The sequence below is a fragment of the Microcoleus sp. S36b_A4 genome (assembly GCF_036700645.1).
Taxonomy (GTDB): Bacteria; Cyanobacteriota; Cyanobacteriia; order Cyanobacteriales; family Microcoleaceae; genus Microcoleus.
In genome coordinates this window covers 38590-52795 of the sequence record NZ_JAUBPI010000009.1, presented here as the reverse complement: position 1 = coordinate 52795, position 14206 = coordinate 38590, and the positions used below count along the sequence as shown (strand labels likewise).

17 protein-coding genes are annotated in these 14206 nt (G+C 44.8%); 13 read left to right on the top strand and 4 right to left on the bottom strand.

Features of this window, described 5'->3' with window-relative positions; genetic code table 11:
- Positions 1-52 precede the first annotated feature (52 nt).
- Positions 53-469: a secondary thiamine-phosphate synthase enzyme YjbQ gene (locus QUA03_RS04760; RefSeq protein WP_333210149.1), complete on the top strand. Its 417-nt coding sequence runs from the start codon at positions 53-55 to the stop codon at positions 467-469.
- On the opposite strand, the gene QUA03_RS04755 is transcribed toward QUA03_RS04760, so the two are convergent.
- Entirely contained in the window at positions 456-971 is a 516-nt protein-coding gene (locus QUA03_RS04755; protein ID WP_333210147.1) for a heme-binding protein, read from the bottom strand. The two genes, QUA03_RS04760 and QUA03_RS04755, sit on opposite strands and share 14 nt — an antisense overlap.
- Before the next feature lie 421 nt (positions 972-1392).
- Here QUA03_RS04755 and QUA03_RS04750 point away from each other — a divergent pair, with 421 nt between their 5' ends.
- Together QUA03_RS04750 and QUA03_RS04745 are read left to right on the top strand one after the other, a co-directional pair.
- Positions 1393-2595 (top strand): EAL domain-containing response regulator, encoded by a 1203-nt coding sequence (locus QUA03_RS04750; protein WP_333210145.1) that lies wholly within the window; start codon positions 1393-1395, stop codon positions 2593-2595.
- 53 nt (positions 2596-2648) lie between these two features.
- Positions 2649-3494: a prohibitin family protein gene (locus tag QUA03_RS04745; protein ID WP_333210143.1), complete on the top strand. Its 846-nt coding sequence runs from the start codon at positions 2649-2651 to the stop codon at positions 3492-3494.
- Between the two features lie 137 nt (positions 3495-3631).
- Here QUA03_RS04745 and QUA03_RS04740 read toward each other — a convergent pair whose 3' ends face one another.
- A complete protein-coding gene (locus tag QUA03_RS04740; RefSeq protein WP_333210141.1) occupies positions 3632-4546 on the bottom strand; it encodes a LysR family transcriptional regulator in 915 nt (304 codons plus the stop codon).
- Positions 4547-4937: 391 nt separating this feature from the next.
- Between QUA03_RS04740 and QUA03_RS04735 the strand changes: the two genes are divergently transcribed.
- The 9 genes from QUA03_RS04735 (at position 4938) to QUA03_RS04695 (ending at position 12312) form a co-directional block, all read left to right on the top strand.
- A complete protein-coding gene (locus QUA03_RS04735; protein ID WP_333210139.1) occupies positions 4938-6440 on the top strand; it encodes an APC family permease in 1503 nt (500 codons plus the stop codon).
- 212 nt (positions 6441-6652) lie between these two features.
- The gene (locus tag QUA03_RS04730; RefSeq protein WP_333210137.1) at positions 6653-7357 is read left to right on the top strand and encodes a cadmium resistance transporter; all 705 of its coding nucleotides are present in this window, start codon (positions 6653-6655) and stop codon (positions 7355-7357) included.
- 20 nt (positions 7358-7377) lie between these two features.
- Positions 7378-8040: a cadmium resistance transporter gene (locus tag QUA03_RS04725; protein WP_333210136.1), complete on the top strand. Its 663-nt coding sequence runs from the start codon at positions 7378-7380 to the stop codon at positions 8038-8040.
- A 540-nt stretch (positions 8041-8580) separates the two neighbouring features.
- Positions 8581-9246, top strand: a complete 666-nt coding sequence (locus QUA03_RS04720; protein ID WP_333210134.1) for a hypothetical protein — start codon at positions 8581-8583, stop codon at positions 9244-9246.
- A 146-nt stretch (positions 9247-9392) separates the two neighbouring features.
- Positions 9393-9815 (top strand): YidH family protein, encoded by a 423-nt coding sequence (locus QUA03_RS04715; RefSeq protein ID WP_333083967.1) that lies wholly within the window; start codon positions 9393-9395, stop codon positions 9813-9815.
- Between the two features lie 15 nt (positions 9816-9830).
- Positions 9831-10277 (top strand): DUF202 domain-containing protein, encoded by a 447-nt coding sequence (locus QUA03_RS04710; protein ID WP_333210132.1) that lies wholly within the window; start codon positions 9831-9833, stop codon positions 10275-10277.
- Positions 10278-10296: 19 nt separating this feature from the next.
- Complete coding sequence (locus QUA03_RS04705) at positions 10297-10533, top strand: hypothetical protein (RefSeq protein WP_333114783.1); 237 nt, start codon at positions 10297-10299, stop codon at positions 10531-10533.
- A 172-nt stretch (positions 10534-10705) separates the two neighbouring features.
- Complete coding sequence (locus QUA03_RS04700; protein ID WP_333210130.1) at positions 10706-11209, top strand: hypothetical protein; 504 nt, start codon at positions 10706-10708, stop codon at positions 11207-11209.
- Between the two features lie 308 nt (positions 11210-11517).
- The gene (locus QUA03_RS04695) at positions 11518-12312 is read left to right on the top strand and encodes a sulfite exporter TauE/SafE family protein (protein WP_333210128.1); all 795 of its coding nucleotides are present in this window, start codon (positions 11518-11520) and stop codon (positions 12310-12312) included.
- 73 nt (positions 12313-12385) lie between these two features.
- On the opposite strand, the gene cysK is transcribed toward QUA03_RS04695, so the two are convergent.
- Together cysK and QUA03_RS04685 are read right to left on the bottom strand one after the other, a co-directional pair.
- Complete coding sequence (gene cysK / locus QUA03_RS04690) at positions 12386-13366, bottom strand: cysteine synthase A (protein ID WP_333210126.1); 981 nt, start codon at positions 13364-13366, stop codon at positions 12386-12388.
- 18 nt (positions 13367-13384) lie between these two features.
- Positions 13385-13822 carry an Rrf2 family transcriptional regulator gene (locus QUA03_RS04685; RefSeq protein ID WP_333210124.1) on the bottom strand — a complete coding sequence of 146 codons (438 nt, stop codon included), beginning with the start codon at positions 13820-13822 and terminating at the stop codon, positions 13385-13387.
- A 110-nt stretch (positions 13823-13932) separates the two neighbouring features.
- Here QUA03_RS04685 and QUA03_RS04680 point away from each other — a divergent pair, with 110 nt between their 5' ends.
- Positions 13933-14166 carry a hypothetical protein gene (locus QUA03_RS04680; protein ID WP_333210122.1) on the top strand — a complete coding sequence of 78 codons (234 nt, stop codon included), beginning with the start codon at positions 13933-13935 and terminating at the stop codon, positions 14164-14166.
- Positions 14167-14206 lie beyond the last annotated feature (40 nt).

The following is a 14206-nucleotide window of genomic DNA, read 5'->3' as shown; positions in this document are numbered from 1 at the left end:
CGACAGAAGACTTTTGCATCAGTCTCATCCAAAATCTAAAATCTAAAATCGAATGAATCACTATCAACAGATACTCAAGATTCAAACTACAGGAAAATCTCTGTCCAAAATCACTCCTAAGATAGAAGATGTGGTGGCGAATTCAGGTATTAAAACGGGACTTTGTAGTTTATTTTTGCGCCATACTTCTGCTAGTTTGGTGATTCAAGAAAATGCTGACCCGGATGTACTTAAGGATTTGGCTAACTTTTTGGCTAAACTGGTACCGGAGGACGATCGCTACATTCACGATGCGGAAGGCCCAGACGATATGCCGGCGCATATTCGCACTGCGCTGACTCATACTTCTGAACAAATCCCGATCGACCGCGGCAGGTTGCTGTTAGGAACTTGGCAGGGAATTTACCTGTGGGAACATCGTCAGCGGGGTCATATTCGCGAATTAGTTGTTCACGTCAGCGGCACTTGATCGGAATTTGTACCTCGCTGATTTTAGTTGCTTCCGGCGTCATCGGGGAATTGTAAAAAAAGCGGCGCGGCGGCCCGACTATTTCGTATTCAGGATGTTCTTGAAGCCAATCTTTGAGTTTCTGGAGGTTATTTTCGTAGCTTTCCCAAGTGTAGGCCCCGCCCACGCCGATGCTGACAACCATCATGGGCGAAGTATCCGTAACTTCTACAGCGGAGTTAACGCTGCTGGGGGCGATATTTGGTGCGGGATAGAGGAACGAAACTTCAGCTTGAGGAACTGCATCGATTTGCCCGGAAGTTTTCGTGTAGCGCGCTTCTACTGGCGTTGTCATCGCAATTTGGTTGTTGCTGATGTGTTGAAATAAGGGATTGAAGGCGATGCCAGTTGCTTGTCGCAAATCGCCCGCGTGGGTGTAGGTGACAGCGCGGTAGTGAGGATATTGCTTAACTTCTATGACCCCAATCTGTGCGGGTTCAGGGAATCCAGTAGGTAATACCATTTGAGATTTAAAAGTTGAGATTTTACATTGAAAAATGGGGGAATACTGACTCCGCAAGGGTTTGGAACTTGCTTGCAGTTGCATTATTTTTGACAACTGGTATAAATAGACTGAGATTGTTTGCAGACAATCGTTCAGGTGGCACAATTAGTTTAGCAGTTATTTAAGGCGCTGCTAACTATCGATCGCCTAGAATTAGTTGAGAGATTATTAATTAACCTCATAATAATACGGACGGCACTGAGTAAGCAGAGAAACATTAATCTAGTTGTGCTTGAAAAATTAGCGTTTTTCAGGTGTTTGCTATTTGTGTCGGAAAATATTCGGCTGTTGGGCCGATCGAGCTGTGCGTTCTCAGTTATTGCCACGCTTATCGCGTTCAATAACGCCTATCAATTATACCGCTTTCAGGGAATGACGTATGAAAAAGATTCTAGTGATTGAGGACGAGCAAGTAATTCGGGAAAATATTCTCAAACTCCTCAAAGCTGAAGGTTTCGACGTGACGGGTGCAGAAAATGGAGCAAAAGGTTTAGATGCGGCGGTGTCAAATGTTCCCGACGTGATTATTTGCGACGTGATGATGCCAGAACTTGACGGGTATGGGGTGCTGGTGGCCTTGCGATCTAATCCGGTTACTGCTACAGTACCTTTTGTTTTTCTGACCGGTAAAGCCGATCGCTCTGAAATGCGGCAAGGTATGGAATTGGGAGCAGATGATTACCTGACTAAACCTTTTAGTAAAGCTGAACTTGTGGGCGCGATATCGAGCCGCTTGAAAAAACAAGAAGCTGTCGCCGAACAGTACAATACTTTGCGATCGCCAAGCAGCGAATTCAACCAAGATGCCACCGACAAATTAGAGCAGATAAAAACAAGTTTGCGCGACGCACTGGAACGAGAAGAATTCCAAGTTTACTATCAGCCACAAGTCAATGTCCAGACAGGTAAGATTATGAGCGCCGAAGCTTTAGTGCGCTGGGTACATCCAGAAAAAGGGCTGATTTCGCCTGCAGAATTTATTCCCCATGCCGAAGAAACTGGCTTCATTGTAGAGTTAGGCGAGTGGGTTTTGCACACAGCTTGCAAGCAAATGCAAGTTTGGCAAAATGCTGGTTTTTCGCTTCGGATAGCGGTGAATCTGTCGCCGCGCCAATTTCACCAACCGGATCTCAGCAGCAGAGTTGCCCAAATTTTAGCAGAAACTGGTTTGCAAGCGAGCAGTTTGGAATTAGAGCTGACAGAAAGTTTGATGGTAGAAGATGCCGAAAGTGCGATCGCCACTTTGCAACACTTGAAAAATTTGGGAGTTTGTATATCTCTTGACGATTTCGGAACGGGGTATTCTTCTTTAAGCTATCTGACGCAATACCCCTTCGATACTTTAAAAATAGACCGCTGTTTTATCAGCAATATAACCGATGGTTGCACAAATGCAGCGATTGTGAAAGCTATTATTGAAATGGCGCACAGTCTCTGTCTTGAGGTAATTGCCGAAGGAGTTGAAACGGAAGCCGAAAAAGATTTTCTATGGCGCTATAAGTGCGATATAATGCAAGGATATTTGTTTAGTCCTCCTTTGGCATCAGCGGATTTTGAACAATTGTTGATAGCAGGAAAATAGAATATCTATTAAGTCAATATTGAGCAGAGAATTAAGTGCGATCGGGGTGGAATATGGTTGTAGAATCCAGCAAAAACGTTGACTCACTCAAATCAAGCAATAAAAAAAATAAGGATTTTTACCTAGCTATTCAACTAGCTCTATTGATAGTGTTTTTAGCTATTTTATCCAGATTTTTTATCATTGTCAACGCTGGAGAACGAGGCGTGCTGATGCAGTTTGGTAAAGTCCAAGAACAGGTACTCGGAGAAGGACTTCACGTAATAGTCCCCACAGTTTATAGTGTAAAAAAGTTGAGCGTCAGGGTACAAAAACAGGAAAGTTCCGCTGAAGCTTCCTCAAAAGATTTGCAAGATGTTTTCACGGATGTAGCGCTCAACTGGCATATTATCCCAGAAGAAGCCAATGCTATTTTTCAACAAATAGGTGACGAGAAAGAAGTCGTGGCTCGCATTATCGAGCCGGCTGTTGAAGAAGTATTAAAAGCAGTTATGGCTAAATACACGGCTGAAGAAATTATTACTAAGCGGGGAGAAGTTAAAGCCGCAGTTGATGATTCTTTGACCTTGAGGCTAGTTACATATCACATTGCCGTTGACGATATTTCTTTAGTACACGTTCACTTTTCTGAGCGGTTTAGCGAGGCGGTGGAGGCGAAACAAATTGCCGAACAGGAGGCAAAAAGAGGGGAGTTTTTAGCGCTAAAAGCAGCAAAACAGGCGGACGCTAAGGTGAATTTAGCCAAGGGAGAAGCCGAAGTGCAAAGGTTGCTGCGGGACAATTTGACTCCGGAACTTTTGGAAAGGCAGGCTATAGAAAAATGGGATGGGAAATTGCCGCTGATTGTTGGTGATGGGGGTAAAAATATATTGGACTTGAGGAAATTGGTTGAGAGATAATTATAATCCTGCACGCAGGGGTAGCCAGAAACCGGGTTTCTTTACGAAAATACACGGGGTTTAGCTTTTTATGTGGGTAAAAAACCCGCTTTCTTGAGTATTGGTGCGTAAGTCCTGAATTACCAATTACCAGCACCTTAAGTTAATATCTGTTCAAAAGCTTTAGTAATTCCAGTTTGAAAACGCTGTCGGTGCTTCAGTTTTAAAACGGGTTTAATTATTTCCAAACATACATTAGAACTTGGTTGGCTATCTATAATTTTAATCGCTCGTAGTGTAGATAGCTGCAATTCTTTTTTTACCATCAATTCAGGAATAGCCGCTGCACCTGTGCCACTTTCCACCACTGCTTTTACCATTTCACTGCTGTTCAAAACTAAAGTTACATTCAATTCATCGGGATTAACGCCCCAACTTTGCAAAGCTTGTTCCAACATTTGCTGAACTCCAGAACCAGCTTCTCGCATCACCCAATCCGTTTTCGCAATTTCCGTTAAACTCACTTCTGCACGTTCAAACCAAGGGTGAGATTGGCCAACTACAATCAGCAAGCGTTCGCTGCCTACAACTTCTTCCTCCAGAGTGTTCTTAAGCGAAGCTTTGATGTCTCCCGTCACTAAACCTAAATCAAATGTTCCCGTCGCCGTCCCTGCACAAATTTCTTCGGCATTTGCCAGAGTACAATTCACGGAAATACCAGGATATTGCTGTTTAAACTTGCTAAGTTTATCAGGCAACCAATAATTGCCAATGGTCAGACTACAACCCAAGTTTAATTCGCCTCGCTGCAAGTCATTCAACTCCCGCAAACCTCTCTCAGTCAAAGCAACTTGGTCGAGAATTTTCTGAGTTTCAACTTGCAGCAACTTCCCCGCATCTGTGATTTCGATGCGGCGGCCGATGCGGTGAAATAGTTTTACTCCGTATTGCGCCTCTAAGCTTTGGATTGTCGCGCTGACAGCGGGTTGCGTGATGTAAAGTTCTTCCGCTGCGCGGCTGAAGTGCAGGTGTTCCGCGACAGCTAGAAAAACTCGCAGTTGATCAAGCGTCATTCCGGCCATGCTGAGTACCCTTTTACTAAATACAGACAGTTTTTTTTTGAAATAAAAATCTTTGGCGGCTAAACTTTGACCTGAACTTTTCGAGTATCTGGTACAGACTGGAATTCCCAGAAAAGCACGGTTGTTAGCCGCTATTTAAATTTTCCTTTTAACATCAAGGGTTTGGGCTGGTGGCGACAGATAGGTCTCGTCTTCCAACAGTTCTTTTGCCACGGCACTGCATCACTTGTATTTATTAATTCGATAAACAAGACCATTTGATTCTACCTGTCAAGAGCCTTAAGGTGATACTTAAGCTTCTAACGCAGGGCCCGATGCTGAAGCAGCACCGACAAGTTTAAGCCGATCGCCAAAAGTCGATCGACAACAAGAGAGAAGATAAATGACTAAGAAAACGCCAAAAAATCACAGTCCCCACGGCTTAAAGCCGGACTGCCTCTCGTTTGGGGAGGTTTTAGCTCAATCCTTTGCTGTCATTGCACCTACAACTATACCCGCATCTAATCTAGGGTTAATTGTCGCTCTTTCGGGTAACGGGGCTTGGCTGAGCTTTCTCATCGGCTTGATAGGCTTAGTATTTGTCAGCATCAATATCAACCAATTTGCGAGTCGATCGGCTTCTGCCGGTTCTCTTTATTCTTATATTGTTAAAGGACTAGGCCCGACTGCCGGCGTAATTTGTGGCTGGAGTTTGGTACTGGCTTATCTATTTACTGCAATGTCCGTTTTGTGTGGTTTTGCCAACTTTACGGGTACTTTCATCGGTCATTTAGGCATCCATCCCTCGCCGATTACGCTGTTAGCGATCGGGGCCGGGGTTGCTTGGTATGCAGGTTATAAAGATATCCAACTCTCAGCTATGGCGATGCTGTGGCTAGAGGGGGCATCAGTGGCCGCGATCGCACTTTTAGGAATGATCATCTGGGCGCACAAAGGTTTTGCCCTGGATATGTCCCAACTGACTTTGGAAGGCGTAACTCCGGGGAACATAGCGACAGGACTTGTCTTAGTAATGTTTGGTTTCTCTGGCTTTGAAAGTGCGACATCTCTGGGCGACGAAGCGAAAAAACCCTTAAAAAATATCCCCAGGGCTGTCATGGGCAGCGCTGTGATGGCAGGCTTATTCTTCATTCTGATGACCTATATTGAGGTTTTGGGTTTTAGCGGTACTGGAGTTTCTATTACTAATAGTGAAGAACCTCTGACTTTTCTGGCGCAACAAGTGGGCATGGGTTGGTTGGGAGAGTTAGTGGCTTTCGGCGCTTTATTTAGCTTTTTTGCTTGCGTGCTCGGCAGCATCAATCCAGCGGCGAGAGTGTTTTTTATGATGGCGCGCCACGGTTTGTTTCACTCTTCATTAGGTGTAGCGCATTCGTCTAATAAAACTCCCCACGTTGCAGTAACCCTGTGTACATTTATGACATTTTTGGTGCCGGCTGTGATGTCTATGTTTAACATCAAACTGTTCGATTGTATGGGTTATTTGGGGGCAATTTGCAGCTACGGATTTTTAACCGTGTACGTCTTAATTTCGATCGCAGCTCCGGTTTACCTGCACAAAATTGGTAAGTTGCGCCTGCGAGATGTGCTGTTCTCCGTGGTGGCGATCGCATTTATGATGATTCCGATTGCGGGCAGCGTTGGCATTCCCGGCAGCACTACGTTCCCACCTCCAGAAGCTCCTTACAATGCCTTTCCTTACTTGTTCTTGATGTACTTGGCGGCTACTTGCGGATGGTTTTTCTGGCAACGGCTGCGTTCTCCTGAACTCGCGGGATCGATGCAGCAGGGTATTGACGCAATTCATGCCAAGTTCGAGGAAGAAAATGCAATTTACGGCGGTGTTCGATTGAAAGCCGTCCCCTTTGACAGTGAGCGTTTTTGATTAGCAGTTACCAGTGCGCTGTTCGGAGAAATAGTTTTTAAGCAACTGGGTTTTTACTGAGATATTGCAGCATTGTCAATCAGCATTTCAAAGGCGTTGCTTCGATCAACAGCTCACAATAAAATTTAATTTTTGTGGAACGGGAATCTTGCCCGTTCCGAAGATACGAACCCAGCAAGTACAACCAATAAAAAATCTGAGGAGACACAGAAATGAATGAATTACTAACAGCAATTTCTACGGCAATAACAGCTTTTACGGCTACGAATCTAGACGATATTCTGATTCTGCTGCTGTTTTTCTCGCAGGTGAATGCAGTATTTCGGCGCAGGCATATCGTCTTCGGTCAGTTTCTGGGCTTTACTGCACTGGTTTTTGTTAGCCTTCCCGGCTTTTTTGGCAGCTTAATATTTCCGCCAGATTGGATCGGAATGCTGGGTTTGCTGCCAATTGCGATCGGGCTTAGCCGCTTGCTGAATCCAGAAACCGACGATTCCGAAGTTGAGACAGAAGTAGAGCAATCTGAGAAATCTTTTTTTAGAAGTTTTTTGTCTCCTCAAACTTACAGCGTAGCAGCGGTGACGGTGGCAAATGGGGGCGACAATATCGGGATATATATGCCACTTTTTGCTAGCAATACTCTAGAAGGTTTGGCGGTGGTTCTCACTGTATTCTTCGGGATGGTGGGCGTTTGGTGCTACGCTGCTTATCGGTTAATTCAGATGCGGGCGATTGCGGATAATTTGACTCGCTACGGCAATCAGCTTGTGCCTTTTGTTTTGATCGGATTGGGAATGGCGATTCTGGTAAAAAGTGGCACTCTTGCTAGTCCAACTTTAAGTATAATATCTTTAGTTGGTTGCTGTTTCTGTTTGATAACTATGAGTAGAAGTAACGCCAGCGAAACTGAAGTTTAGAAAAATTGCAGGAACAGCACATGAATTGGATTGCAGCAGCGATTATTGCCGGGATTACATCTTTTGCCGCAACCAATATCGACGATATGGTGCTTTCGATGCTGTTCTTCGCCCAGGTAAATGATACTTTCCGCCCCCGGCATATCTTTTTCGGTAAGTACCTCGGATTTGCAGCACTCATCGCTGCTAGTTTGCCCGGTTTTTTTGGTGGTTTAATTGTGCCGAAAGCTTGGATTGGTTTGCTGGGTTTGGTTCCGATCGCGATCGGCATCAGTCACTTAGTCAGGAGAGATAATGAGGAAAATGACGTACAAGCCGTATCTGGCGAATTTAACCGTCAATCTAACTCATCTGTGCTGTCAAAACTCTCCAATCTTTTCAATCCCCAAACTTTGAATGTGGCTGCGGTAACAGTGGCCAATGGCGGAGACAACATCGGCATTTATTTGCCGCTGTTTGCTAGCAGCGATTTGCCGAGCTTGGTGGTGATTTTGGCGGTTTTCTCGGTGATGGTAGGTGTTTGGTCTTATGTCGCTTACCGATTAACTCGCCAAAGGGCGATCGCCCCTATTTTGACTCGCTATACCAAGGCTGTTGTCCCTTTTGTATTAATTGGCTTGGGAATATTTATTCTGATTGAAAGCGGTACTTATCACCTGCTCCCGGCATTTCAATTTAACTAAGAATTAGCCTCGGTTCCGCTACTTATATCCCTCTCTAGGCAGATAACTTTTCCGATGTTCATAATTTATAACCCCTCATTTTTACCTTACCAATTGTTTTCTTAAAATGGTGTCTAAATTACTTGCCATATATCACCAAATATGCTAAGTTAATAATGAACTAATTAACCGAGCTAAAAGCAGCTTCAAACTAATTTAGCCTCGAATTTTTACGAAAGTTCAAGCCATTTTGTGAGCTAGCAAGTTGCCAGACTTAGGCAAGAATATACCTGTCATTTCACTAAATCCTGTAGTGGTGAATCCAACTCAGCTAAAAATTTGAGGAGGAATCCTTAAAATATCGCCCGAACACTTTGCCACTACCCCACACCGATCGACTTTGACAATAGGTCTAATCCTAAAAAACCAGATTTTGCGATTCTGCCAAATTTGGTTTCTCAGGCCAACCAGTTAAAGATAGTTCGTTTTTGCCTAAGTCTTAAGATAGCAAGCCAACAGAAAGTTGAAAAAAACCTGACAATCTAGAAAAGGACAAAAATTGTGAAAATCTTCAAATTTGTTTTAGTGCTCTTGGTAATGACCGCCAATTTAGTATTCGTTCCCCCCTCCTGGGCAGACGCTCCAAAAACGCCAAAATATGCGAGCAATCCCGACTACATAGAGGTGACTCAAGCTTTGAACACTCTCAGGACAGCGAAAGATGCACCCGATACCGCCCCGACTTATACCCCTGAGCAACTTCAGCAAAAAATCGCTCAATTGGAGTTTCAAAAATACACTTTAGAAACGGGAAAGCCTTGGGGTCAGTGCCGCAACGAGACAGGAAAAACCCTGGCTGTCTACGGCCCGAAAGGCAAAAAAGCCGCTTCTTCTACTTACGAGAATGCCCTTTATTTTCTAGCTGACGGCCAAACAACTGAACATAAATGGGATTGCGATGGAATTTATCTACCCAGCGATATCAAAGCAACCGATTTAAGAACTACCGATCAACCTTCAGAAGAATTGACGGGCGGTATAGCTGTTAAGATAGTTGACGGAACTCAAGTTGTAGCCAGAGCTAATCCCGATACGGGGGCTGTAGAATTCAACGTTCCTACTGCTAAGGTTTTCCAGCCTGGGGATGCGAATTGGTTTGTTCCTGATGTGACTCAGGCTTACATAGATACGCAAGTTCCCAACGCACCAACTGAGGAAAATGATTAGTTTTGGTGAAGTTGTAATGCGATCGGCTGTGTAAAGCCTGTTCCAACGCAACAACCCGCCGGGGAGCTATCCCCGGCGGATAATCGTCCCAGCGGAAATCTATCAGTTTACCTTCATATTTGGAGTTAATATTAAAAGGCTAATCTATGCTATTAAATTGGAAATCCACGAAAGTAAATACAGAAAAGATTAGGCGACCAAATCCGTCGCGGGTGCGGGATCACTTGGCAAACGAGCGCACCTATTTAGCATGGATGCGGACAGCAATATCGCTGATGGGTTTTGGCGTAGTTATCGTCCGCCTTCGCACCTTCCATGCCCCTCTGCTGCCAACTCCCGGCAATGGTTGGAAGTTGGGTTTGCTTTTTTCAGCAGTGGGTTTGCTGACGGTGTTATTCTCAACTAAGCACTACTTCGGCGTCCGCCACGATATTGATTACGATACTTATGAACCTACGGATCGCTGGGTAATTCTTTTCAGTCTGGCGATCGCCATTTTAGGCGCTGGGGTAATTTATTATATGTTCACCGTTCCTTCTAGCTTAGAAGGTTTGATGGCACCTGAATAATGGTAGCCGTTTAATATGAATATTAAAGAGTTCGATCGCGTGCAATTATCGTTCAAACCGATGCAAGTAGATGATGAGAAACCAAAGCAGCCCAATCTGTCGCGGGTGATCGATCGATCGGCAAATGAGCGCACCTTCTTAGCATGGATGCGGGCCGCGATCGCCCTCATGGCTTTTGGCGTCGTCATCATCCGACTTCGCGTCGTGCAAATGCCCGTACATTACCGTCAGGCGATGGGGTGGAAGTTGGGTTTAATCTTCTCTCTAATAGGTTGGGTGACAGTCTTAATCTCAACTAAGCACTACTTCACCGTTCGCCACCAAATTGACCACGATACCTACAATCCCCCAGACGCCATGGTTTTATTTTTCAGTTCCGCTGTGGGCTTATTGGGAATTGGAGTAATTTATTCAATTTTGGCAACTGCCCTGAGCCCAAGTAGTTTTGTAATACCCGATTGATTGTCAACAGGAGTTAATCATGAATAGCGATATAGTTGCCACGAGTGCTTCCATTCTCATCTTAGGTGCTGCTATCTGGGCCGCATTCGTAGTGCTGGAGACTGTCGCGAAAATAGTCCCTAAATTGCTAGGCGTGACAGTTGCGATCGGGCTTTTGCTCGTTTACCTGCAATTTTACTGGGGTATCGATATTGCATATCTTTGGCAAACTGTCAAGCATTTGCCTGAAGCTTTCAATTTCTCGATCGCAGCCTAAACCGACACCAGGCAGCATTCTCAACAACCTCTCCCGGATAGATATTTTTCTACCGGAAACAAAGTATATTCAGCCGATCGCCAAGAAAATACGGTAACTCGATTGACTTACTAGACATAACTCAGCTTTGCTGTTAAACTACGGTAAGTCGATCGAGTAATGAGCTATTAACGTGGAAAACGCTAAAAAAGTCATTGAAGAGTACCAGATTGCAGGACAACTAAGCCAACAGTTGCCACAAGCTAAAGGCTTTAACGAAGTCTGGTTTAAAAAGATCAGAGGCGGGTTGCTTCTGGCAATTGGATATTTGCTATCACCGCTGTGTTGGTGGAACGACATATTTTTCAATCTGCCAATTGCCTACGCCTTTGGGTATATCTTTAGTTGGCTTTCCCCAGATTTGCTGTTTCCTTGCACAATTGTCGGCTACTGGCTTTCCAATATTGTGGGAATTCTGTTGATGCAGCTAGGAACTTTAGATGTTGTTACAGACAAACCCAAGGAAAAAAACCTCAAAAAAGAGTTATTGACGGGTTTAATATCATCAACCGCCTTCACAGTTGTCATTGTGGCATTGATTCATTTTAATGTTCTCGATACTCCCGATTTCTTTTCCAGCCAACAGTCGGTTAACCTCAGCTCTGCTTTACCTGTGACGCTCGTCACTTCAAGGTAGAAAGTCGAATATAAACCCCATAAATAAATCGAGGGTTTTTAATCAGTTACACAGGTAGATATCAGAAAATCAGGGAGCTTTTACACTACAAATTATGTAGTTTTGTTTATTGGCATTTACTTACTTTTACCAAAAATTTTGTAGCTGAACGCGCGGTAAGTCTCAAGCGTTGAATAGCAAAATTCCTGGCTAGAAAGATTGGAATGCGAGTAAGATTTTGCCTGTGTAGCTGTGTTGCCGGAGCCGCGCCAGTTATCTATTTTTTGGTTGGTTGGCAGGGCTTAATTACACAGTTTTTGGGCATAACAGTGAACTACTTATTACTATCATTTCTCAGCTTTTTTGTTGGCATTATTGTTGGTTTGACCGGAGTTGGCGGAGCGTCGCTCATAACACCAATGTTAATTTTTGTTTTCCAGATTCCGGCATCAATTGCCATTAGTTCGGATGTCGTAGCTGCTACACTGATGAAAGTTGTTGGTGGCTTCAAACACTGGCAGCAAAAAACCCTCGACTTGCAAGTAGTTAAGTGGCTGGCATTGGGTAGCGTACCCGGTTCCCTGACTGGCGTGTGGGTTTTACACTACATCAAATCCAGCGGAAGTCAGGACTTAGACAGCATATTGCTGCGCCTTCTCGGAGTAGCTATCGCACTAATTGTCGCTTTATCCCTGACCCAATTAGTGGTCAAAACATTTTTCCCTAAGTTTAAATTGCCTTCGCCTCCTAAATGGGACTTAAATACTAATTATGGTCGTTTTTGTACTGTGGGTGCAGCAGCAATTTTAGGCTGCATAGTGGGAATCACTAGCGTTTCTTCCGGTTCGATGTTTGCATTGTTGCTGATTGCTTTTTTCCGCCTGGATACTTCTAAATTGGTGGGTACAGATATTTCGCAGGCGGCAATTTTGTTGATGTTTACATCTCTGGGACACCTCAGCCTCGGAACAGTAGACTGGAGTTTAGTATTGCCAATTTGGTTGGGTTCGGTGCCGGGAGTTTTGGTAGGGGCTAAATTCTGCCAAATTATGCCTCAACGCCCGCTAAAGTTTGTGATTTACGGAATGTTGGCAATGGCGAGTTGGAAGTTGTATCAAGTCTGAAAAGTAGGGGTAGTGCCAAGAATACCTACCCCTACTTTGCAAGGGCAACCACGGGGATTGCCCCTACTACGTATTAATAATTGCTGACTAATGCTTCGAGTTCGCGGACTGAAGGCAATTCTAAATCTTTGAACAAGACTGTGCTGAGGTAGCGTTCGCCATAAGAAGGCTGCACAAAAACTATCAATTTTCCAGCATTTTCGGGACGCTTGCCGACTTGAATTGCAGCACACAAAGCGGCGCCGGCAGAAATTCCTGACAACAATCCTTCTTCTCTGGCAAGTCGGCGACTGTAGGCGATCGCATCTGCGTCGCTAACTGCGATAACCTCATCAATTAACTCTGGTTTCAAGACTTCTGGGATGAATCCTGCGCCAATCCCTTGAATTTTGTGAGCACCAGATTTACCTCCAGAAAGCACGGGGCTGGTGGCGGGTTCAACTGCGATCGCCCTAAAACTCGGTTTCCGCTGTTTAATTACCTCAGCCACTCCCGTAATCGTACCGCCGGTGCCAACTCCAGCCACTAAAAAATCTACTTTACCCTCTGTATCTTCCCAAATTTCCTCAGCCGTGGTTTCCCGGTGAATTTTCGGATTAGCGGGGTTGCGAAACTGTTGCAGCATGAAAGCGTCGGGGGTTTCTTCTACAATTTCTTCCGCACGGGCGATCGCGCTTAACATCCCTTCATGTCCCGGAGTTAATTCCAACTGAGCTCCGTAAGCTTTCAGCATCGATCGGCGCTCTAAACTCATCGTATCCGGCATCGTTAAAATCAGACTGTACCCTTTCGCCGCCGCGATCATTGCCAAAGCAATTCCAGTATTTCCTGAAGTCGGTTCAACTAAAATAGTTTTCCCCGGTTGAATTAACCCTGCATCTTCTGCAGCCTGAATCATGCTCCCTGCAATCCGATCTTTCACCGAAGCAGCCGGATTCATCCCTTCCAATTTGGCCACAATTTGAGCAACTACTCCTTCGGCTTGGGGAATTTTATTGAGCTGAACTAAAGGAGTTCTGCCAATTATTCCTGTAACATCCTTAGCAATTTTCATGGCTTAATTTCTCTCCAATTAAATGTAGTACATGGGATGTGCTTGTTTGCGAACATCCCGCTGTTCGCACAAATCTTGTAATGTGTATTTGCTCAAAACAGCCCAAGATGCCTGTTGAGCTTCCTGCCAGATTTCTAGCACCGCAGTTTTTTCTATTGTTACAGATTCCGAAACTTTTTGGGTCTTGCAGCTCCCTTCGCCTTCGAGTGTCGAAAACACCTCTAGCAAAGTAATCTGCCAAGGCTCTTTCGCCAGCAAATAACCGCCTTTAGCACCCCGCAAACTCTGGACAATACTTGCACGCCGGAGCACGGCAAGAATTTGGTCTAGATAACGTTCCGGTATCTCTTGAGAAGCAGTAAGTTCGTTCACTGTTAGGGGCGAATCATTCGGGTGGTGACTCGCCAATTCCAAGAGCGCTAACAGGGCGTATTCTACTCTAGAAGATAGTTCCACATTCCCCACTGGCGATCGAGTTTAAATTGTACATTATATAATAGTACATAATTCCGGTAGATATACAGGTGTTAGTATATTTTTATTACAAAAACGGTTGGAGAAATCCCGTGAGCAACGTAAATGTAGGTTTAAGCTGTCGGCACTGTCGGTATTACGAGCAGCACGGGCACAGGGGCGGAAACTGCCGGATGCTCGGCGTGGGGGTAAAGGGTGGGTGGAAAGCTTGTCCGTTTTTGATTCCACCCTTTGCACCGTCTTGGGAATACCCAGAAGCGGGTAGAGCCCGAAAGTCTCAAATGTTGCAGGGAGCGAGTATATTAGAGGCAATACCGCCCCCTTAAAGTAACTACTAAGTAGGTAGGCGGATATATGCTGTCTCAT

Excerpts from the sequence above, each read along its gene's own strand:
- QUA03_RS04740 (WP_333210141.1), bottom strand. The coding sequence starts at position 4,546 with ATGACGCTTGATCAACTGCGAGTTTTTCTAGCTGTCGCGGAACACCTG.
- QUA03_RS04705 (WP_333114783.1), top strand. The coding sequence starts at position 10,297 with ATGAATAGCGATATAGTTGCCACGAGTGCTTCCATTCTCATCTTAGGT.
- QUA03_RS04745 (WP_333210143.1), top strand. The coding sequence starts at position 2,649 with ATGGTTGTAGAATCCAGCAAAAACGTTGACTCACTCAAATCAAGCAAT.
- QUA03_RS04730 (WP_333210137.1), top strand. The coding sequence starts at position 6,653 with ATGAATGAATTACTAACAGCAATTTCTACGGCAATAACAGCTTTTACG.
- QUA03_RS04760 (WP_333210149.1), top strand. The coding sequence starts at position 53 with ATGAATCACTATCAACAGATACTCAAGATTCAAACTACAGGAAAATCT.
- cysK (WP_333210126.1), bottom strand. The coding sequence starts at position 13,366 with ATGAAAATTGCTAAGGATGTTACAGGAATAATTGGCAGAACTCCTTTA.
- QUA03_RS04755 (WP_333210147.1), bottom strand. The coding sequence starts at position 971 with ATGGTATTACCTACTGGATTCCCTGAACCCGCACAGATTGGGGTCATA.
- QUA03_RS04735 (WP_333210139.1), top strand. The coding sequence starts at position 4,938 with ATGACTAAGAAAACGCCAAAAAATCACAGTCCCCACGGCTTAAAGCCG.
- QUA03_RS04725 (WP_333210136.1), top strand. The coding sequence starts at position 7,378 with ATGAATTGGATTGCAGCAGCGATTATTGCCGGGATTACATCTTTTGCC.
- QUA03_RS04710 (WP_333210132.1), top strand. The coding sequence starts at position 9,831 with ATGAATATTAAAGAGTTCGATCGCGTGCAATTATCGTTCAAACCGATG.
- QUA03_RS04750 (WP_333210145.1), top strand. The coding sequence starts at position 1,393 with ATGAAAAAGATTCTAGTGATTGAGGACGAGCAAGTAATTCGGGAAAAT.
- QUA03_RS04715 (WP_333083967.1), top strand. The coding sequence starts at position 9,393 with ATGCTATTAAATTGGAAATCCACGAAAGTAAATACAGAAAAGATTAGG.